Below are 15964 nucleotides of genomic sequence, written 5' to 3'. Positions count from 1 at the left end.
AGCATGTCACAGCAGAGCCGTCTCGCCGTCCAGAACGCCTGGAGGGCGTTCGCCAGCCACGACGCCGACCGGATCTCCGCGGTCCTCACGGAGGACGCGGAATGGCTCGCGCCGGCGGGCAACGCCACGGCCCTCGCGCTGGAGGCCCCCAGCCACATGGTCGGCCGAGAGGCGATCGTGCGGTTCCTCACCGAGGATTTCCCCCGCCTGTTCACCCGGGACGTCACCGTCACCTTCCACGGGTTCCACGTGGACGGCGAGAGGGTGGTCGTCGAGGAGACCATGACGGCGACGCTGGCCGACGGCAGGCCGTACGCCAACGACTACTGCTTCGTCTTCGAGCTCCGGCACGGGCTGATCCACCGGGTGCGCGAGTACATGGACACGGCAAGGGGGCATCGCTTGCTCTTCGGCGAGTTGCCGCGGTAGCAGGCGATGCCCCCGGGCGGTCCGTCAGGCGGTCGCGTGGACCGCTCCGGTCCTGTCGCGCGGCTCCTCGTCGGCCGGCTCGTCGAGCGGCTCGTCCAGGGAGGAGCCGTCGGCCGTGGCGTAGGCGTCACGGTCGAGCAGATTCTCGCGGGCCGAGACCAGGACCGGGATCAGCGCCTGCCCAGCCACGTTGGTCGCGGTGCGCATCATGTCGAGGATCGGGTCGATCGCGAGGAGCAGGCCCACGCCCTCCATCGGCAGGCCGAGGGTGGACAGGGTGAGGGTCAGCATGACCGTCGCGCCGGTGAGACCGGCCGTGGCGGCGGAGCCGACCACCGAGACGAACGCGATGAGCAGGTAGTCGCCGATGCCCAGCTGGATGTCGAAGATCTGGGCGACGAAGATCGCGGCGATGGCCGGGTAGATCGCGGCGCAGCCGTCCATCTTGGTCGTCGCGCCGAACGGCACGGCGAAGGAGGCGTACTCCTTCGGCACGCCGAGCCGCTCGGTGACCTTCTGCGTCAGCGGCATGGTGCCCACGGAGGAGCGGGAGACGAAGGCCAGCTGGATCGCGGGCCAGGCGCCCTTGAAGAACTGGATCGGGTTGGCCTTGGCGACGGTCGCGAGCAGCGCGGGGTAGACGCCGAACAGCACGATGAGGCAGCCGATGTAGATGTCGGCGGTGAACGTCGCGTACTTGCCGATCAGGTCCCAGCCGTAGGTGGCGATGGCATGGCCGATGAGGCCGATCGTGCCGATCGGGGCGAGGCGGATGACCCACCACAGCGCCTTCTGGAGCAGGCTGAGGACCGACTCGCTCAGGGTGAGGATCGGCTGGGCCTTCTCGCCGAGCTGGAGGGCGGCGATGCCGGCGACGGCGGCCATGAAGACGATCTGGAGCACGTTCAGCTGAGTGAACGGCGTGATGACGTCGGTCGGGATGATGCCGGTCAGGAAGTCGATCCAGGAGCCGGTGTGCTCGGGCTTCGCGCCGTCCTTGGGCGTGAGGCCGGTTCCGGCGCCGGGGTTGGTCAGCAGGCCGATGACCAGGCCGATGCTGACCGCGATCAGCGAGGTGATCATGAACCAGAGGAGGGTGCGCGAGGCCAGGCGGGCCGCGTTGTTGACCTTCCGCAGGTTGGTGATCGACACCAGGATCGCGAAGAAGACGAGCGGGGCCACGGCCAGCTTCAGCAGGCCGATGAAGGTGTCGCCGACCTTCTCCAGGGTCGTGGTCAGCCAGGACAGGTCCTGGTCGCGGGCGATCCAGCCGAGGAACACACCCAGGAGGAGGCCGGCGAGTATCTGAGCCCAGAAGGGCACCTTGAAGGACTTCGTGTGTGAGGACACGGGCTGACTCCGGTTGGGGGGACGCGTGGGGGACTGACGTGGGAGACGACGGGGGTTGCGTGACGTCAGGGACGACAGAAAGCGGACGCGCACCGGCAGAGATCCACGTGCAGCCGCGCCACGAGCACAACGCTCAGGGGCGCAGGGGGCGCGACTGCTGACTTCATGACAACGACCTTAACACCTGAACTTTGAGTACCTCAAAGCCTGGCTTTGATAGGTGACTACGCACACACACCCTTACAACGCAAAGCGCCCCGTTTCCGAGCATGTACGGAAACGGGGCGCCGGAAGGGCGTGTGAGGGACCTTACGAGGCCTGCCCCTGGGTCCGGGCGGTGTCGTCGGCCACGTCTTCCTGGCTGCGGTTGGCGTCCAGGTTGGCCTTCATCCGGTCGACCCGCTGCGCGACCTGAATGGACGCCCGGTCCCGCTCCCCGCGCAGCGCGACGAAGCTGATGGGCGCGGAGATCAGCAGAGCGAGCAGCACGACCCACAGGCCGTTGCTGTTGCCCAGCCCGCGCGGGGCGATGCCGGAGTAGACCGCGCCCCAGACGACCACGAGGCATGCCACGAAGATCCCGAGGCGCATCAGCGTGTAGCGGAGCATCTCAATCCACTCTTCCGGTTCGAACGGCCAGAACGCACCCAAAGGGGCACCGTCCAGTGAAGCACGCCGGGCGGCCGGTCCCGCACGGGGGTCAGGCCAGGGGCAGCAGCATGATGACGTCGTCCCGGTCCTCCCCGGGTGCCACCCGGATGGCGCCGGGGACCCGCCCGACCTCCTTGTAGCCGCAGGACGCGTAGAAGCGCTCGAGACCGAGACCGCCCCGGCAGGTCAGCCGGATCGCCTCGATCCCGTCCATGCGGCGGGCCGCGTCGGCGGCGGTGGCCAGCAGCTCGCGACCGTAGCCCTTGCCCTGGTGACGCGGATGCATCATCACCGTGTACAGCCACAGCCAGTGGGTCATCAGGTGGTGCGTGTTGAAGGTCAGGAACGCGGTCGCCGCGACCCGCCCCTCCTCGTCGTGCCCGGCGAGGAGTTTCACGCGCCCCTCCGCCATCGCCGCGAAGTGCTGCACCAGCGCGGGGCGGATCTCCTCCCGGGTCACCGGTGGCACGTATCCGACGGCGCCCCCGGCGTTGGAGACATCGGTCCACAGATCGAGCAGGCCGTCACGCAGCGCGGGGGTGACGGCGGGCTCCAGCGTGAAGGTAAGGGGCATGTCGCGATTGTAGCTATTACGCCAAGGCGTCCGCCGCAACCTTCAGGTCCGACACCAGCCCCCGGTAGGCCGCCTCCCGGTCGTCGGAGCGCAGCACCGACGAGGGATGCACGGTCGGCACCAGCCGCTCCGGCCGCCCGTGGATCTCCTCCTCCAGCACCGTGCCGCGCACCTGCGTGACCCGGAAGGAGGACCCGAGCAGCGCCTTTCCGGCGGTGGCTCCGAGGACGACGATCAGCTCCGGCTCCACGACCGCGAGCTCCGCGGCGAGCCAGGGCCCGCACGCGGCCGTCTCCCGCAGGGTCGGCGCCTTGTGGATCCGCCGCTTGCGCGGCTCGGCCTGCGTGAACTTGAAGTGCTTCACGGCGTTGGTGACGTAGGCCTCGGACGGATCGATGCCGGCTTCCGCCAGGGCCCGGTCCAGCAGCTGCCCGGCCGGCCCGACGAACGGCTTCCCCTGCCGGTCCTCCTGGTCCCCGGGCTGCTCCCCCACGAGCATGACCCGGGCGTCCTTGCTCCCGTCCCCGAAAACCGTCTGAGTGGCGTCCCGGTGCAGGGGACAACCCCGACAGTCGGCGGCGGCCCGCCGCAGGGCGACAAGGCCGCCGCGACCGGGAAGGAAGGGTTCGGCGGTGTAGGCGTCCTCAGGCGCCTCGGTCCTGACCATGCCCTCCGGGTACCCCCGTCAGGGGCGCGGGACTCTGCCGACATGCGGCTCCGCCGCGGGGCGCGACCAGCCCCCACGCACCCGCACCCGCCATCACACCCGCATGGGCTGCGGCGCCTCGCGAAGCAAGGGGTCGGGCCCCTCATACTCCCGAATGATCTCGTACCGAGTGTTCCGCTCCACCGGCCGGAACCCGGCGTCCCGGATCAGATCGAGCAGATCCTCACGCGTCAGCTTGTTCGGCGTCCCGTAGTTGTCCGCGTCGTGCGTGATCTTGTACTCGACGACCGACCCGTCCATGTCGTCCGCACCGTGCTGAAGCGCGAGCTGCGCCGTCTGCACCCCGTGCATGACCCAGAACACCTTCACGTGCGGCACGTTGTCGAACAGCAGTCGCGACACGGCGAAGGTCTTCAGCGCCTCCGCCCCCGTCGCCATCTGCGTCCGCGCCTGAAGGCGGTTGCGCACCTTGCCGTCCCGCATGTCGACGAAGTCGTGCTGGTACCGCAGCGGGATGAAGACCTGGAAGCCGCCGGTCTCGTCCTGGAGCTCGCGCAGCCGCAGCACGTGGTCCACCCGGTGCCGGGGCTCCTCGATGTGCCCGTACAGCATCGTGCACGGGGTCTTCAGACCCTTCTCGTGCGCGAGCCGGTGGATGCGGGACCAGTCCTCCCAGTGGGTGCGGTGGTCCACGATGTGCTGCCGGACCTCCCAGTCGAAGATCTCGGCGCCACCGCCGGTCAGCGACTCCAGACCGGCGTCGATCAGCTCGTCGAGGATCTCCGACGCGCTCATCCCCGAGATGGTCTCGAAGTGGTGGATCTCCGTGGCCGTGAAGGCCTTCAGCGACACGTTCGGCAGGGCGGCCTTCAGCTCCCGCAGCGAGCGCGGGTAGTACCGCCACGGCAGGTTCGGGTGCAGCCCGTTGACGATGTGCAGCTCGGTGAGGTTCTCGCCCTCCATCGCCTTGGCGAGCTTGACGGCCTCCTCGATGCGCATCGTGTACGCGTCCTTCTCCCCCGGCTTGCGCTGGAAGGAGCAGTACGCGCAGGAGGCCGTGCACACGTTGGTCATGTTGAGGTGCCGGTTGACGTTGAAGTGCACGACGTCGCCGTTCTTGCGGGTGCGCACCTCGTGCGCCAGGCCGCCGAGCCAGGCCAGGTCGTCCGACTCGTACAGCGCGATGCCGTCCTCACGGCTCAGACGGACACCCGCCCTGACCTTCTCCTCCAGCTCGCGCTTGAGCCCGAGATCCATGCCCACACCTTTCTCCGACGACGTCCCCACCGTACGACTACTCCTCTTCGGGCAGTTCCCCGACCCGGTTCTCCCACTTCGTGGAGAGCACGATCGTGGTCCGCGTCCGGGAGACGCCCTCGATGCCGCTGAGCCGCCTGATCATCTTCTCCAGGCCGTCCACGTCGGCCGCCCGCACCTTGAGCATGTACGAGTCCTCACCCGCGATGAACCAGCAGTCCTCGATCTCCGAGAGGTCCTTGAGGCGCTGCGCCACGTCCTCGTGGTCGGTGGCGTCGGAGAGCGAGATGCCGATGAGGGCGGTGACGCCGAGGCCGAGCGAGGCGGCGTCGACGGTGGCCCGGTAGCCGGTGATGACCCCGGCCGCCTCCAGCCGGTTGATCCGGTCGGTGACGCTGGGTCCCGACAGTCCGACGAGGCGTCCCAGCTCCGCGTAGGAGGCCCGGCCGTTCTCCCTCAGGGCCTGGATGAGCTGCCTGTCCACCGCGTCCATTGCGATCGAAGCCTTCCGCTGAAGTTGTCTGTGGTCGGATGAGGTTGGGGTGCTGCTCAGCCGTCGCGGTGCGCGCCGCCGCCGAGCTCACCTTGCCAACGGCGGTAGAGCCCGTGCGGCACGCCCGCCGCGTCGAGTACGCGTCCGGCGACGAAGTCCACCAGGTCCTGGATGTGTGTCGCGCCCGCGTAGAAGGCGGGTGAGGCGGGCAGGACCGTCGCGCCCGCGTCGTCCAGGGTGACCAGATGCCGCAGCGTCTGGCCGCTCAGCGGGGTCTCGCGTACGGCCACGATCAGCTTGCGTCCCTCTTTGAGGGTCACGCTCGCCGCCCGCTGCAACAGGTCCTTCGACAGCCCGAGCGCGACCCCCGCCACGCTCGCCGTCGACGCGGGCACGATCAGCATGCCCTTGGTGGGGTACGACCCCGAGGAGGGCCCGGCGGCCAGGTCCCCGGCGCTCCAGTGCCGTACGGCGCCGAGGTCGACGGAGAAGGCGTGCGGCTTGCCGTCGGCACCCCGGGACAGCCATTCCCGCAGGTCGTCCTGCCAGTGAGCGTCCCGGAAGGCGATCCCGGTCTCGTCCAGGAGGGTGAGCCGGGACGCCCGGGACACCACGAGGTCGACGCTCTCGCCGGCGGTGAGGAGGGCACGCAGCACGGCAGCGGCATACGGGGTGCCGGAGGCCCCGGACACCCCTACGATCCAAGGCGTACGCGGCATCTCGCCTGGCTTGACTGGGTTCACAACACCGAGCCTATCCGGCGTCACAGGGTGGGAACCGGCCCAGGGGTACGGGCCGTTGCCGTGAGGGGACGAGCGAGCACTGGGGGTCGCCGTGTCGGATGCCGGAGCCGGGTGGTCCAGGGGCGACCGCGCGCTGGCCGCGGGGAAGCTGATGGCGGCCTGGATCGCGCTGTTGTGGCTGCTGGAAGCGGTGGACGCGGTGACGGGCCACGCCCTGGACCGCTTCGGCGTCACCCCGCGCGAGCCGTCGGAGCTGGTCGACGTCGTCCCGTCGGCGTTCATCCACTTCGGCTTCGCGCATCTCGCGGCGAACACCCTGCCGCTGCTCGTGCTGGGCTTCCTGGCCGCGCTCGCCGGGATCCGCCGCTTCCTGCTGGTGTGCGCACTGGTCGTCGTCGCCGACGGCCTGGGCGTGTGGCTGATATCCCCGGACGGCACCAACACCGCGGGCGCCTCCGGCCTGATCTTCGGCCTGTTCGGCTTCCTGCTGGTCAGCGGCTTCGTGGAGCGCCGCCCGCTCGGGATCCTCGTGGGCGTCCTGATCGCCTCGGTCTGGGGCGGGTCGATCCTGGCGGGCCTGGCCCCGACGCAGACGGGCGTCAGCTGGCAGGGCCATCTGCTGGGTCTGCTGGCGGGCGTGGCGGCGGCGTTCGTGCTGGGCCGCCGCCCCGCGCCGCCCGTTCTCACACGGTGAGGCCGCGCACCAGCAGGTCCAGCAGCGCGCACACGAACAGGGCGATGCCGATGAAGCCGTTGACGCTGAAGAACGCGCGGTTGACGCGGGACAGGTCGTGGGGCCGGACGATGGAGTGCTCGTAGAGGAACGCGGCGGCGACGATCAGCAGACCCAGCCAGAAGAAGGCTCCGGCGCCGGTCGCCAGGGCGTACCAGACGAACAGGGCCGTCGTCAGCGCGTGGCAGACCCGGGCGCCCCAGATCGCCGACGGGATGCCGAAGCGCGCGGGGACGGACATGACGCCGATCTCGCGGTCGGTCTCCACGTCCTGGCAGGCGTAGATCAGGTCGAAGCCGCCGATCCAGATGCCCACGGCGAGACCCAGTATCACCGCGTCCCACGACCAGGATCCGGTGATCGCCAGCCAGCCGCCGATCGGGCCCATCGCCTGGGCGACACCGAGGATGGCCTGCGGGAAGTTCGTGAACCGCTTGCCGTACGGGTAGACCACCATCGGGATCACCGCGATGGGGGCCAGCGCCAGGCACAGCGGATTCAGCAGGGCGGCGGCGCCGAGGAAGACGGCCAGCGCGATCAGCGCGCCCGTCCAGGCGTGCTTCACCGACATCGCGCCCGTCACCAGCTCGCGCTGCGCCGTGCGCGGGTTCCGGGCGTCGATCTCCCGGTCGATGATCCGGTTGACCGCCATCGCGAAGGTGCGCAGGCCCACCATGCAGACGGTGACCAGCAGCAGCCGGCCCCAGTGGATGTTCTTGTCCCACTGGAACATCGCGGTGAGCGCGGCGATGTAGGCGAAGGGCAGCGCGAAGACCGAGTGCTCGATCATCACCAGCCGGAGGAAGGCCTTGGTGCGTCCCGGCTGCGGGATCGCGGCGGAAGCGGAGGTCACAGGCCGTACTCCTTCCAGCGGCGGTCCACCTTCGCCGCCGTCTGTGGGTCGGACTCCACCATGTCGGGCCAGCCGCCGTCGCGCGTGTAGCCCTCCTCGGGCCACTTCTTCGTCGCGTCGATTCCGGCCTTGCCGCCCCAGAACTGCTGGTAGGAGGCGTGGTCCAGGTGGTCGACGGGGCCTTCGACGATGCTCAGGTCCCGGGCGTAGTCCGTGTTGCCCAGCGCCCGCCAGGCCACCTCGTGCAGATCGTGCACGTCGCAGTCGGAGTCGACGACCACGATGAGCTTGGTCAGCGACATCATGTGGGCGCCCCAGATGGCGTGCATGACCTTCTGCGCGTGCTTCGGGTACTTCTTGTCGATCGAGACGATCGCGCAGTTGTGGAAGCCGCCCGCCTCCGGCAGGTGGTAGTCCACGATGTCCGGCACGATGATCTTCAGCAGCGGCAGGAAGAAGCGTTCCGTCGCGCGGCCCAGCGGCCCGTCCTCCGTCGGCGGCCTGCCCACGACGATCGACTGGAGCAGCGGCCGCTTGCGCATCGTGATGCAGTCGATCTTCAGCGCCGGGAAGGGTTCCTGCGGCGTGTAGAAGCCGGTGTGGTCGCCGAACGGCCCCTCGGGCAGCATCTCGCCGGGCTCGAGCCAGCCCTCGATCACGACCTCGGCCTGCGCGGGCACCTGGAGCGGGACGGTCTTGCAGTCGACCATCTCGATCCGCTTGCCGGCGAGGAACCCGGCGAACAGGTACTCGTCGATGTCCCCGGGCAGCGGCGCGGTCGAGGCGTACGTCACGGCGGGCGGGCAGCCGAAGGCGATCGCGACGGGCAGCCGCTCACCCCGGCGCGCGGCCACCTGGTAGTGGTTGCGGCTGTCCTTGTGGATCTGCCAGTGCATGCCGATGGTGCGCTTGTCGTGGCGCTGGAGCCGGTACAGCCCGAGATTGCGGACACCGCTCTCCGGGTCCTTGGTGTGGGTCAGCCCCAGGTTGAAGAACGACCCGCCGTCCTTCGGCCAGGTGAACAGGGCCGGGAGCTGCTCCAGGTCGACATCGTCGCCGGTCAGGACGACCTCCTGCACGGGGCCGTCCTTCACCTTCTTCGGCGGGACGTGGGTCATCGCGCCGAGCTTGCCGAAGGCCTCGCGCACACCGACGAAGCCGTGCGGCAGCTCGGGCTTGAGCAGCCCGCCGATCCGCTCGGAGATCTCCGCGTACGACTTCAGGCCCAGGGCCTTCAGCAGCCGCCGGTCCGTGCCGAACACGTTCATCGCGAGCGGCATGCTCGACCCGCGCACGTTCTCGAAGAGCAGGGCGGGGCCGCCGGACTTCTGCACCCGGTCGACGATCTCCCCGACCTCCAGGTACGGGTCCACCTCGGCCTTGATGCGCTTGAGGTCGCCCTCGCGCTCCAGCGCCCTGAGCAGGGAGCGAAGATCGTCGTAAGCCATGGGGTCCAGTATCCCCGAGCGGCTACCCTGGCCTGGAACCGCCCACCGCTTTGCTGAGAGGCCGCGCATGCTCCGGGTACTGATGTTCCTCGTGCCGCTGGCGCTGAGCGTGTACGCGTTCATCGACTGCATCAGCACCAAGGACGACGACATCCGCCACATGCCCAAGCCGCTGTGGGCGATCCTGGTGCTCCTCTTCCCGCTCGTCGGCTCGATCTCCTGGCTGATCGCCGGCAAGAAGCGCAGCCCCGCCGCCGACGGCTGGTCCGGCGCCCGTGCCGGCCGCTCCCGCCAGTGGGTCGCCCCCGACGACAACCCCGACTTCCTGAAGTCCCTCGACGAGGACAAGAAGAAGGACGACGACCCCAGGCGCCCCGACGAGTCCTGACCCCTCCGGTCCCCCGCCCGGTTCGTGAAATCACTTGCTCTGGGGACACGCACCGTCGTCAATGGTGTTCACGCAGTCACGGCTGCCACATCGCACCCGCCGGCGCTCAGGGGGATCACATGGAGACACAGCAGCCACCGGGCCAGTACGACGTGCCGCCCCCGCCCGCCACGCCGCCCCGGTCCGTCACCGACGTCGAACTGCGGGTCGCCAAGGGGCTGTTATGGGTGGGCGGCGCGGCCTACCCGCTGCGCAACATCGCCCGGGTGTACACCTTCACCCTCCACCCCCGGCGCAAGGAGGCGGTCATCCGCTTCCTCGCCCGCACCGGGATCATCCTGGCCGTGGCGGTCGGTCTGTCGATCATCGCCGGCCTGACCGTCCTCGCCGACGAGTCCACGGCCGGCGGGCTCCTCGTCTTCGTGTGGCTCATCGCGGGCGCCGCGCTCATCTCCTTCTTCGTCGACATGCTGTCCGTGCTCACGGCCCCGTCGCACTACGTCCTCGCCGTCGAGACGGCCGGCCCGTCCACGGCGATGGTCACCAGCCACAACCCGCAGCACCTGGACCAGCTCGTGGGCTACGTCGCCGGCGCGCTGGAGAACCCCGACACGGAGTTCCGGGTGACCGTGGAGCGACTCACGATCAGCTCGCCCACGAACTACTACTTCGGCGACAACGTCAACATGTACGGCGGCAACGGGAACGTGGGGATCGCGGCGTGAGCGGCAACAACTACTACTACGGCGACAACGTCACCATGCACGGCGGCAGCGGCAACACGGGCATCGTGAAGAACGGCACGGGCGGCGACCCCGACCCCGCCCTACGGCTGGCCCTCGCCGAACTCCTCCAAGGGGTACGCGAGTTGCGCGAACAGCTGCCGCAGCCCAGCGTGCGGCTCATCGACGAGTCGCTGCCGGTGCTGGCCGCGGACGCGGCGCCGCCGGCCGAGCGGCACCGCGCGCTGATGGCCGTCGCCGCGATCGCCGCGGCCGTCGGGGCGGTGGGGCAGCCGGTGGCGGAGGCCGCGAACCGGGTCCTGCAGATGCTGAGCGGGCAGTAGGTCAGCGCACGGAACCGATGAACGCCGACCAGGCGGACCGGCCGACGACCAGGACCGGTCCGTCAGGGTTCTTGCTGTCGCGCACGGGGACGGTTTCGGGGAAACCGGGGGCTATTTCGATGCAGTTGCCGCCGTTTTCCCCGCTGTAGCTGCTCTTGATCCAGTTCGCCGCGCAGAGTTCGTGCCTGTTCATGCTGCTCGTACCCCTTCATCGCGTCGCTGATCAGGGCGACGGACTCGCGGACTGACAGAGCGTCTGCCCTGAGCACATCATAGGCGTGGCTGTGTCGGCTGTAGACGGCCGGATCGTCGTTGAAATGTCCGCGGTCAAGCGACTCCGAGTAGACCCATCGGTGCCCGTCCGGCAGCTCGATCAGCGACATGGAGACGTTGGGGCGAAGCAACTCCGAGAAGCTCGCCGGGGCCACCTGGATGCGGATGTTGGGGCGTCGCCCGACGCTCAGCAGGTGGGCACACTGGTCTCTCATGATGGCCGGGCCCCCCACCATGTTGCGCAGGCAGCTTTCGTCCAGAACGGCGATGTACAGCGGACCACCCTCGGCCAGGAACCGTCGCTGCCTGCTCAGTCGTGCGCGAGCCCGCTCCTCAACCTCGTCACCGGTGGCGACTCGCGAGAACAGCGCCCGGACGTACTCCCCGGTTTGCAACAACCCCGGAATCAACCGCTCCTGATACTCCCGAAGGGTTACCGCCTCCTCATCCATCTCGGCGCGGCGACGGAACCAGTCGGGATGCTCCACCTGCGGGTACCAGTCGATCCGGCCCCACAGCCGGAGCAACACCCCACCCGTTCCCAGCAGTTCGTCACAGGCCTTGGCGAACGTGTCCTGCGGCACCCTCGTGCCCGCCTCCACCCGCGCCACGTGCGAACGGTCGCAGGGGATCTGCCGCGCCAACGCCTCCTGCGTGAGCAGCGCGGCCTCGCGGAAATGCCGCAGCACCTCCCCGAACACCGCGGCCGTGCTCGCCCCCGACTCCGCCCCGCCGTTCCGTCGGCTCACGGCTTCCCCCCTCCGTGACAGTGCACCGGTGTCACACGCCAAGCATTGAACCGGACTGTTCCCGTGCGCGACGCTCTGCACACCCAGAGTGACGGAGGTACGCGAAAATGGAACCGGGAAAGCTCGTCTACGACCCGCACACGCGCAAGGTCGGCGAGTACCAGGACAGAACCGGTCCGTATGTGATGCTGCGCCCGGTCGGCGGCGGCCGGGAGTGGCAGGCGGACCCGTCGAGGATCCGGGAGGCCACCCCGGACGAGCGGCTCAGTGCCGGCCTGCGCGCGCTCAACGACCGTTCCAGGGAGGGGCTGGCGGTCGATCCGGCCCGGCCGCCCTCCCCCGTGCCCGGGTGCGCGACGTGCGAGGAGTTCGCGACCCGGCGGGACCGGGCGCGCGCGGCGTTCGACGGCAGTGCCGTGACGGACGCGAACGTGCTGCTGCGCCAGCACCAACGGGCGGAGCACGGTGGGGAGTCGGCCGGCCGCAGGGTCTTCCGGTACGTGCCGTACTCGATCGTGCAGGACGCGTCGGCCCAGCCCGAGTACGAGGCGTTCTGCGTCTCCGGTGAGGAGGAGGACTGCGGGGCGGGCTCGGGCCCGTGCCAGGCGCCCGGCGAGGTCGAGGAGTGGCAGCGCAGGCACACCCAGGAGACGAGGCACCTGCGCTACCGCCGCAGTTTCGCCGACTACGCGGTACTGGAGCGGCAGGGCTGACGCCCCGCCCGGTGCCCGTCAGGAGCGGTCGGTCATCTTCCGCAGCTCCGGCGGGAGTTCCCTGACGGACTCGGCGACGACGAGACGGTACGCGCCGGGGTCCTCGGCCACCGCGACGGCGACGGCCGGATCCACCCCCCGCACGGCGAACGCCGTCATCAGGGCCGGGCCCTCTCCGTCGTCGCCGTCGCCGGGGGTGTCGTCGCACGCCGGGCGGGTGGCGCTGCCGAGCGACTCCCCCACGGGGATGTCCGTCTCCTCGCGGCCCAGGTACCTGCGGCTGTCGTACTCGACGACGTACGCGCAGGACGCCTGGGCGCGCCCGCCGCCGTCCGCGGACGTCGCCGTGCAGCCCACCGAGAGGGAGAGCAGGGTCGCCGCGAGCAGCGCCCGTGCGGGGCCTTGGTCGACGCGTGGGAGTGACGCCTTCATCGGTGGGCCTCCTTGGGGGAGCGGGCGCTCCGGCGGGGTGGATACGCAACGAAGACGTGGGGGGCTACGGATCGGTTCGGATCCCGGGCGTATGCGGTCGTCCATTCCTTCGAGTTCCGTAACCTTCCCATCGATGACGAACGACCGTCGCCTCCGTTCCGTCGACCTGGCCCGGCTGGCCGGTGTCTCGACGCAGCAGATCCGCAACTACGAGGACGCCGGTGTGCTGCCTCCTGCAGCGCGGACCGCGTCCGGCTACCGCGTCTTCGGGGAGGTGCACCGCGGCGCGCTGCTGGCGTACCGGGCACTGCTGCGGGGGTACGGTCCGGTGACGGCCGCCGGGATCATGCGGACCCTGCACGAGGGGGACGCCCCCGGCGCGCTCGCCCTGCTCGACGCGGCCCATGCCGCCCTGCACGAGGAGCGGGTGTCACTGCGGACGGCGAGCGAGGCCCTGGAGCTGCTGGCGGCCGAGCCGCCCGCCCCGCTGCCGCGGTCGGGCGGACTGCGCATCGGCGAGGTCGCGGCGCTGCTGGGCGTCCGCACGTCCGCGCTGCGGGTGTGGGAGGGGGCCGGGCTGCTCACGCCGGGGCGCGAACGCGGGACGGGCTACCGGACCTACGCGCCGGCCGATGTGCGCGACGCCCGGTTCGTGCACACCCTGCGCCGCAGCCACTATCTGTTCGACCAGATCAGGCCGGTGCTGGAGGGGCTGCGGCGGGAGGGCGGCAGCGCGGCGCTGCGCGCGGCGGTGACGGCCCGCGGCGCGGCGCTGACGGCCCGCAGCAGAGCCATGATCGAGGGCGCGGGCGCCCTGCACGCGCATCTGGAGTTCCTCGAAGCGGACGGTTGCGATCGCCAAGCCACGCGGTGACACCGGGCCTCTGATCTGCTAAATCGGCCCGCACGTCAACGACGCACCCCGCTCGGGGCCCGTATCACCGTTCGAGGAGCCATCCGTTCCACGGAAAAGTGGCGACACCTGGTGTGGGCGGTGGCTCCGTCGTCATTCCCTTGGTCGGGTCTGTCCCATCTGCGAACGGAGACGCCTCGTGCGAATGACTGACATCCAGCGTTGCGACGTCCGGCCCGGGCGACTCGTCGAATGGACGCTCAGTCCGGCGACCGTCGCGACGGCCAAGGCCCTGCCGGAGGACTCCAGGCCGCCCGCCTACATCCAGGAGTCGCACCTGCGCACGGCACGGACCGTGCGCGAGGACGGCCTGTTCGTGCCGACCTGGATCGGCGCGGCCTTCGACCTCCCGGGCCGGGCCGACCTGGACGCGCTCGGTGAGGCGCTGCGCGACTGGACGCTGCGGCACGAGACGCTGCGCAGCGGCTTCCGCTGGGCGGGCGGCCCCGGCGACTCGCTGCGCCGCTTCACCCTCGACGCCGACGCCGTGGCCCTGCACCGCGAGGACGGCGGGGAGTTCACCGACCCGGCCGAGCTCGCCCAGCACCTCCAGGACCGCTTCGACACCACGGCGGACGCGCTGCGCTGGCCCAACCTCATCTACACGGCCGTCGTCCGGGACGACTCCACCAGCGTCTACATGGCCTTCGACCACAGCAACGTCGACGCCTTCTCCATCTACCGCATCCCCGCCGAGATCCATGAGCTGTACGCCGGGCACCTCACGGGACGCACCTCGCAGCAGCCCCCCGTCAGCAGCTACGTCGACTTCTGCGAGGCCGAGCGGGCGAACGCGGACCGCATCGACGCCGACCACGAGATCGTCGCCCGCTGGCGGGACTTCATCCGCCGCTGCGACGGGCGGCTGCCGAGCTTCCCGGTCGACCTCGGGCTGGATGACGGGGGCGGGCTGCCGGCCCAGAAGCTCATGCGCGAGATGCTCGTGGACGCGGAGGCCGCCGCCGCGTTCGAGGCGTACTGCCGCCCCTACGGAGGCTCTCTCGTCGGCCTCCTCGCGGCGACGGCCCTGATCGTCCACGAGATCGGCGGCGAACCCGTCTACCGCACGGTGGTGCCCTTCCACACCCGGGCGAAGTCCGCGTACTCCGACTCCGTGGGCTGGTACGTCGGGGGCGCCCCCATCGAGGTGCCCGTCGCCGGGACCCCCGACTTCCCCGACGTGCTGAAGACCGTACGGGCCGCCCTGCACGCCAACCGGCCGCTCGCGCGCATGCCCCTGGCCCGCGTACTGCGCCTGCTCGGCGCGGACTTCCGGCCCACGTCCCCCGACATGTACTCCATCGTGTCCTTCGCCGACGCCCGCGACACCCCCGACTCCACCCTCTGGACCGAGCGCAACGCCTACGGCCTGATCAGGGTCTCCTACGGCGACCAGGTCTGCGCCTGGATCACCCGCCTCCACGAGGGCCTGTGGTTCGCGGCCCGCTACCCCGACACCGACGTCGCGCACAAGAACCTGCGGCTGTACACCGAACGCCTGCGGGACATCGTGACCGGCACGGCCCGCCGCCCCTAGCCGGGCCGGACACGATGATGCCCTGCCCGGACACACCGAGCAGGGCGTCGCGGCCTGGGCAGCGGCTACTCGCCGCGGCCCTTGAGGTACTCCTCGACCACATCGGGATTGCGCCTCATCGCCGCCAGCAACTGACCGCGCCGATAGCGATTGCGCCCCTCCTCGACCCGCTTCTCCCAGCCCTCCCGGCCGTCGGCCAGCCGTTCGGCGATCGCAGACAGGTCTCCAGAGCCTCATCGGTGAAGATGCCGCAGTAGGACGAATGGACCGTCAAGAAGTCGGCTTCTTCATCGAGACGAACCTGCATCCAGGACCGCGACAGGACCGACCGCGGAACGCGGGCGCAGCACGGCGGTGATCCGCACATGCTGGCACACGGTCCCGTTGAGGGTCTCCTGTAACTCCCTGGCGAACTTGTAGGCCTGTTTCGACAGGTCAGAGATCAACCGTGCCGCCGATGGACACCCACAGAGCATGCGCCTGCGACGAGGTGAAGTTCCCCTCCTTCGCCTGCTCTTCGAGCTCGGCGTAGGTGAGTCCGAGCTCGTCCAGGGCTCGCTGCGCGGCATCCCGGTAGTCGGCGTCGGACACGATGATCACGATGTCGTCCTCGTGTTCCGAAATCGCCCGCTCGTCGATCGTCACACTCATCGTCTACCCCCCAGACGGTTGTGGCGTGCTGCGTGACCTGCACA

22 protein-coding genes are annotated in these 15964 nt (G+C 70.0%); 8 read left to right on the top strand and 14 right to left on the bottom strand.

Annotated features, from left to right (window positions below; all coding sequences use genetic code 11):
* The first annotated feature begins 3 nt into the window (after positions 1 to 3).
* Positions 4 to 429, top strand: coding sequence for a nuclear transport factor 2 family protein (locus AC0665_RS00440; protein WP_468414738.1), 426 nt, complete (start codon positions 4 to 6; stop codon positions 427 to 429).
* A 24-nt stretch (positions 430 to 453) separates the two neighbouring features.
* On the opposite strand, the gene AC0665_RS00435 is transcribed toward AC0665_RS00440, so the two are convergent.
* The 8 genes from AC0665_RS00435 to AC0665_RS00400 form a co-directional block, all read right to left on the bottom strand.
* Complete coding sequence (locus AC0665_RS00435) at positions 454 to 1779, bottom strand: dicarboxylate/amino acid:cation symporter (protein ID WP_468414737.1); 1326 nt, start codon at positions 1777 to 1779, stop codon at positions 454 to 456.
* A gap of 65 nt (positions 1780 to 1844) precedes the next feature.
* A complete protein-coding gene (locus AC0665_RS00430; RefSeq protein WP_468414736.1) occupies positions 1845 to 1946 on the bottom strand; it encodes a putative leader peptide in 102 nt (33 codons plus the stop codon).
* Positions 1947 to 2088: 142 nt separating this feature from the next.
* A complete protein-coding gene (locus AC0665_RS00425; protein WP_468414735.1) occupies positions 2089 to 2388 on the bottom strand; it encodes a DUF4229 domain-containing protein in 300 nt (99 codons plus the stop codon).
* Between the two features lie 91 nt (positions 2389 to 2479).
* Positions 2480 to 3004, bottom strand: a complete 525-nt coding sequence (locus AC0665_RS00420; protein ID WP_478611223.1) for an N-acetyltransferase family protein — start codon at positions 3002 to 3004, stop codon at positions 2480 to 2482.
* Between the two features lie 16 nt (positions 3005 to 3020).
* The gene (locus tag AC0665_RS00415) at positions 3021 to 3671 is read right to left on the bottom strand and encodes a UdgX family uracil-DNA binding protein (protein ID WP_478507522.1); all 651 of its coding nucleotides are present in this window, start codon (positions 3669 to 3671) and stop codon (positions 3021 to 3023) included.
* Between the two features lie 93 nt (positions 3672 to 3764).
* A complete protein-coding gene (gene mqnE, locus AC0665_RS00410; RefSeq protein ID WP_468635279.1) occupies positions 3765 to 4928 on the bottom strand; it encodes an aminofutalosine synthase MqnE in 1164 nt (387 codons plus the stop codon).
* A gap of 37 nt (positions 4929 to 4965) precedes the next feature.
* Positions 4966 to 5421 carry an Lrp/AsnC family transcriptional regulator gene (locus AC0665_RS00405; RefSeq protein WP_031141000.1) on the bottom strand — a complete coding sequence of 152 codons (456 nt, stop codon included), beginning with the start codon at positions 5419 to 5421 and terminating at the stop codon, positions 4966 to 4968.
* A gap of 56 nt (positions 5422 to 5477) precedes the next feature.
* Positions 5478 to 6140 carry a UbiX family flavin prenyltransferase gene (locus tag AC0665_RS00400; protein ID WP_478704157.1) on the bottom strand — a complete coding sequence of 221 codons (663 nt, stop codon included), beginning with the start codon at positions 6138 to 6140 and terminating at the stop codon, positions 5478 to 5480.
* A 175-nt stretch (positions 6141 to 6315) separates the two neighbouring features.
* On the opposite strand from AC0665_RS00400, the gene AC0665_RS00395 reads away from it, so the two are divergent.
* Positions 6316 to 6858: a rhomboid family intramembrane serine protease gene (locus tag AC0665_RS00395; protein ID WP_468414752.1), complete on the top strand. Its 543-nt coding sequence runs from the start codon at positions 6316 to 6318 to the stop codon at positions 6856 to 6858.
* Here AC0665_RS00395 and mqnP read toward each other — a convergent pair.
* Both mqnP and AC0665_RS00385 read right to left on the bottom strand, forming a co-directional pair.
* Positions 6848 to 7750: a menaquinone biosynthesis prenyltransferase MqnP gene (gene mqnP, locus AC0665_RS00390; RefSeq protein WP_468414730.1), complete on the bottom strand. Its 903-nt coding sequence runs from the start codon at positions 7748 to 7750 to the stop codon at positions 6848 to 6850. The genes AC0665_RS00395 and mqnP overlap by 11 nt on opposite strands.
* Entirely contained in the window at positions 7747 to 9198 is a 1452-nt protein-coding gene (locus tag AC0665_RS00385) for a menaquinone biosynthesis decarboxylase (RefSeq protein ID WP_468414729.1), read from the bottom strand. Before AC0665_RS00385 ends, mqnP begins: the two co-directional genes overlap by 4 nt.
* Before the next feature lie 67 nt (positions 9199 to 9265).
* Here AC0665_RS00385 and AC0665_RS00380 point away from each other — a divergent pair, with 67 nt between their 5' ends.
* From AC0665_RS00380 to AC0665_RS00370, 3 genes are all read left to right on the top strand, one after another.
* Entirely contained in the window at positions 9266 to 9586 is a 321-nt protein-coding gene (locus tag AC0665_RS00380; RefSeq protein ID WP_468414728.1) for a PLD nuclease N-terminal domain-containing protein, read from the top strand.
* A 119-nt stretch (positions 9587 to 9705) separates the two neighbouring features.
* Entirely contained in the window at positions 9706 to 10311 is a 606-nt protein-coding gene (locus AC0665_RS00375; protein ID WP_478704156.1) for a DUF6232 family protein, read from the top strand.
* Positions 10308 to 10652, top strand: coding sequence for a hypothetical protein (locus AC0665_RS00370; RefSeq protein WP_468414726.1), 345 nt, complete (start codon positions 10308 to 10310; stop codon positions 10650 to 10652). The genes AC0665_RS00375 and AC0665_RS00370 overlap by 4 nt, the downstream gene beginning before the upstream one ends.
* 1 nt (position 10653) lies before the next feature.
* Here AC0665_RS00370 and AC0665_RS00365 read toward each other — a convergent pair whose 3' ends face one another.
* Together AC0665_RS00365 and AC0665_RS00360 are read right to left on the bottom strand one after the other, a co-directional pair.
* Positions 10654 to 10767 (bottom strand): DUF397 domain-containing protein, encoded by a 114-nt coding sequence (locus AC0665_RS00365; protein ID WP_363121047.1) that lies wholly within the window; start codon positions 10765 to 10767, stop codon positions 10654 to 10656.
* Positions 10715 to 11674 carry a helix-turn-helix domain-containing protein gene (locus AC0665_RS00360; protein WP_478507524.1) on the bottom strand — a complete coding sequence of 320 codons (960 nt, stop codon included), beginning with the start codon at positions 11672 to 11674 and terminating at the stop codon, positions 10715 to 10717. Before AC0665_RS00360 ends, AC0665_RS00365 begins: the two co-directional genes overlap by 53 nt.
* Positions 11675 to 11781: 107 nt before the next feature.
* Here AC0665_RS00360 and AC0665_RS00355 point away from each other — a divergent pair, with 107 nt between their 5' ends.
* Positions 11782 to 12387 (top strand): DUF7848 domain-containing protein, encoded by a 606-nt coding sequence (locus AC0665_RS00355; protein WP_468635268.1) that lies wholly within the window; start codon positions 11782 to 11784, stop codon positions 12385 to 12387.
* An 18-nt stretch (positions 12388 to 12405) separates the two neighbouring features.
* On the opposite strand, the gene AC0665_RS00350 is transcribed toward AC0665_RS00355, so the two are convergent.
* Positions 12406 to 12819 carry a DUF6281 family protein gene (locus AC0665_RS00350; protein ID WP_478507525.1) on the bottom strand — a complete coding sequence of 138 codons (414 nt, stop codon included), beginning with the start codon at positions 12817 to 12819 and terminating at the stop codon, positions 12406 to 12408.
* A gap of 133 nt (positions 12820 to 12952) precedes the next feature.
* Between AC0665_RS00350 and AC0665_RS00345 the strand changes: the two genes are divergently transcribed.
* Together AC0665_RS00345 and AC0665_RS00340 are read left to right on the top strand one after the other, a co-directional pair.
* Positions 12953 to 13693: a MerR family transcriptional regulator gene (locus AC0665_RS00345; RefSeq protein WP_478704155.1), complete on the top strand. Its 741-nt coding sequence runs from the start codon at positions 12953 to 12955 to the stop codon at positions 13691 to 13693.
* A 178-nt stretch (positions 13694 to 13871) separates the two neighbouring features.
* On the top strand, positions 13872 to 15269 hold the full coding sequence (locus AC0665_RS00340; RefSeq protein WP_478704154.1) for a condensation domain-containing protein: 1398 nt from the start codon (positions 13872 to 13874) through the stop codon (positions 15267 to 15269).
* Between the two features lie 435 nt (positions 15270 to 15704).
* Here the strand turns inward: AC0665_RS00340 and AC0665_RS00335 are convergent, their stop codons facing one another.
* Complete coding sequence (locus AC0665_RS00335; RefSeq protein ID WP_478704153.1) at positions 15705 to 15914, bottom strand: hypothetical protein; 210 nt, start codon at positions 15912 to 15914, stop codon at positions 15705 to 15707.
* Positions 15915 to 15964: the final 50 nt, after the last annotated feature.

It is taken from the genome of Streptomyces sp. NPDC043685 (assembly GCF_056436585.1).
The sequence above is the reverse complement of the archived record's forward strand: the minus strand, read 5'-3'. Positions and strand labels throughout refer to the sequence as shown.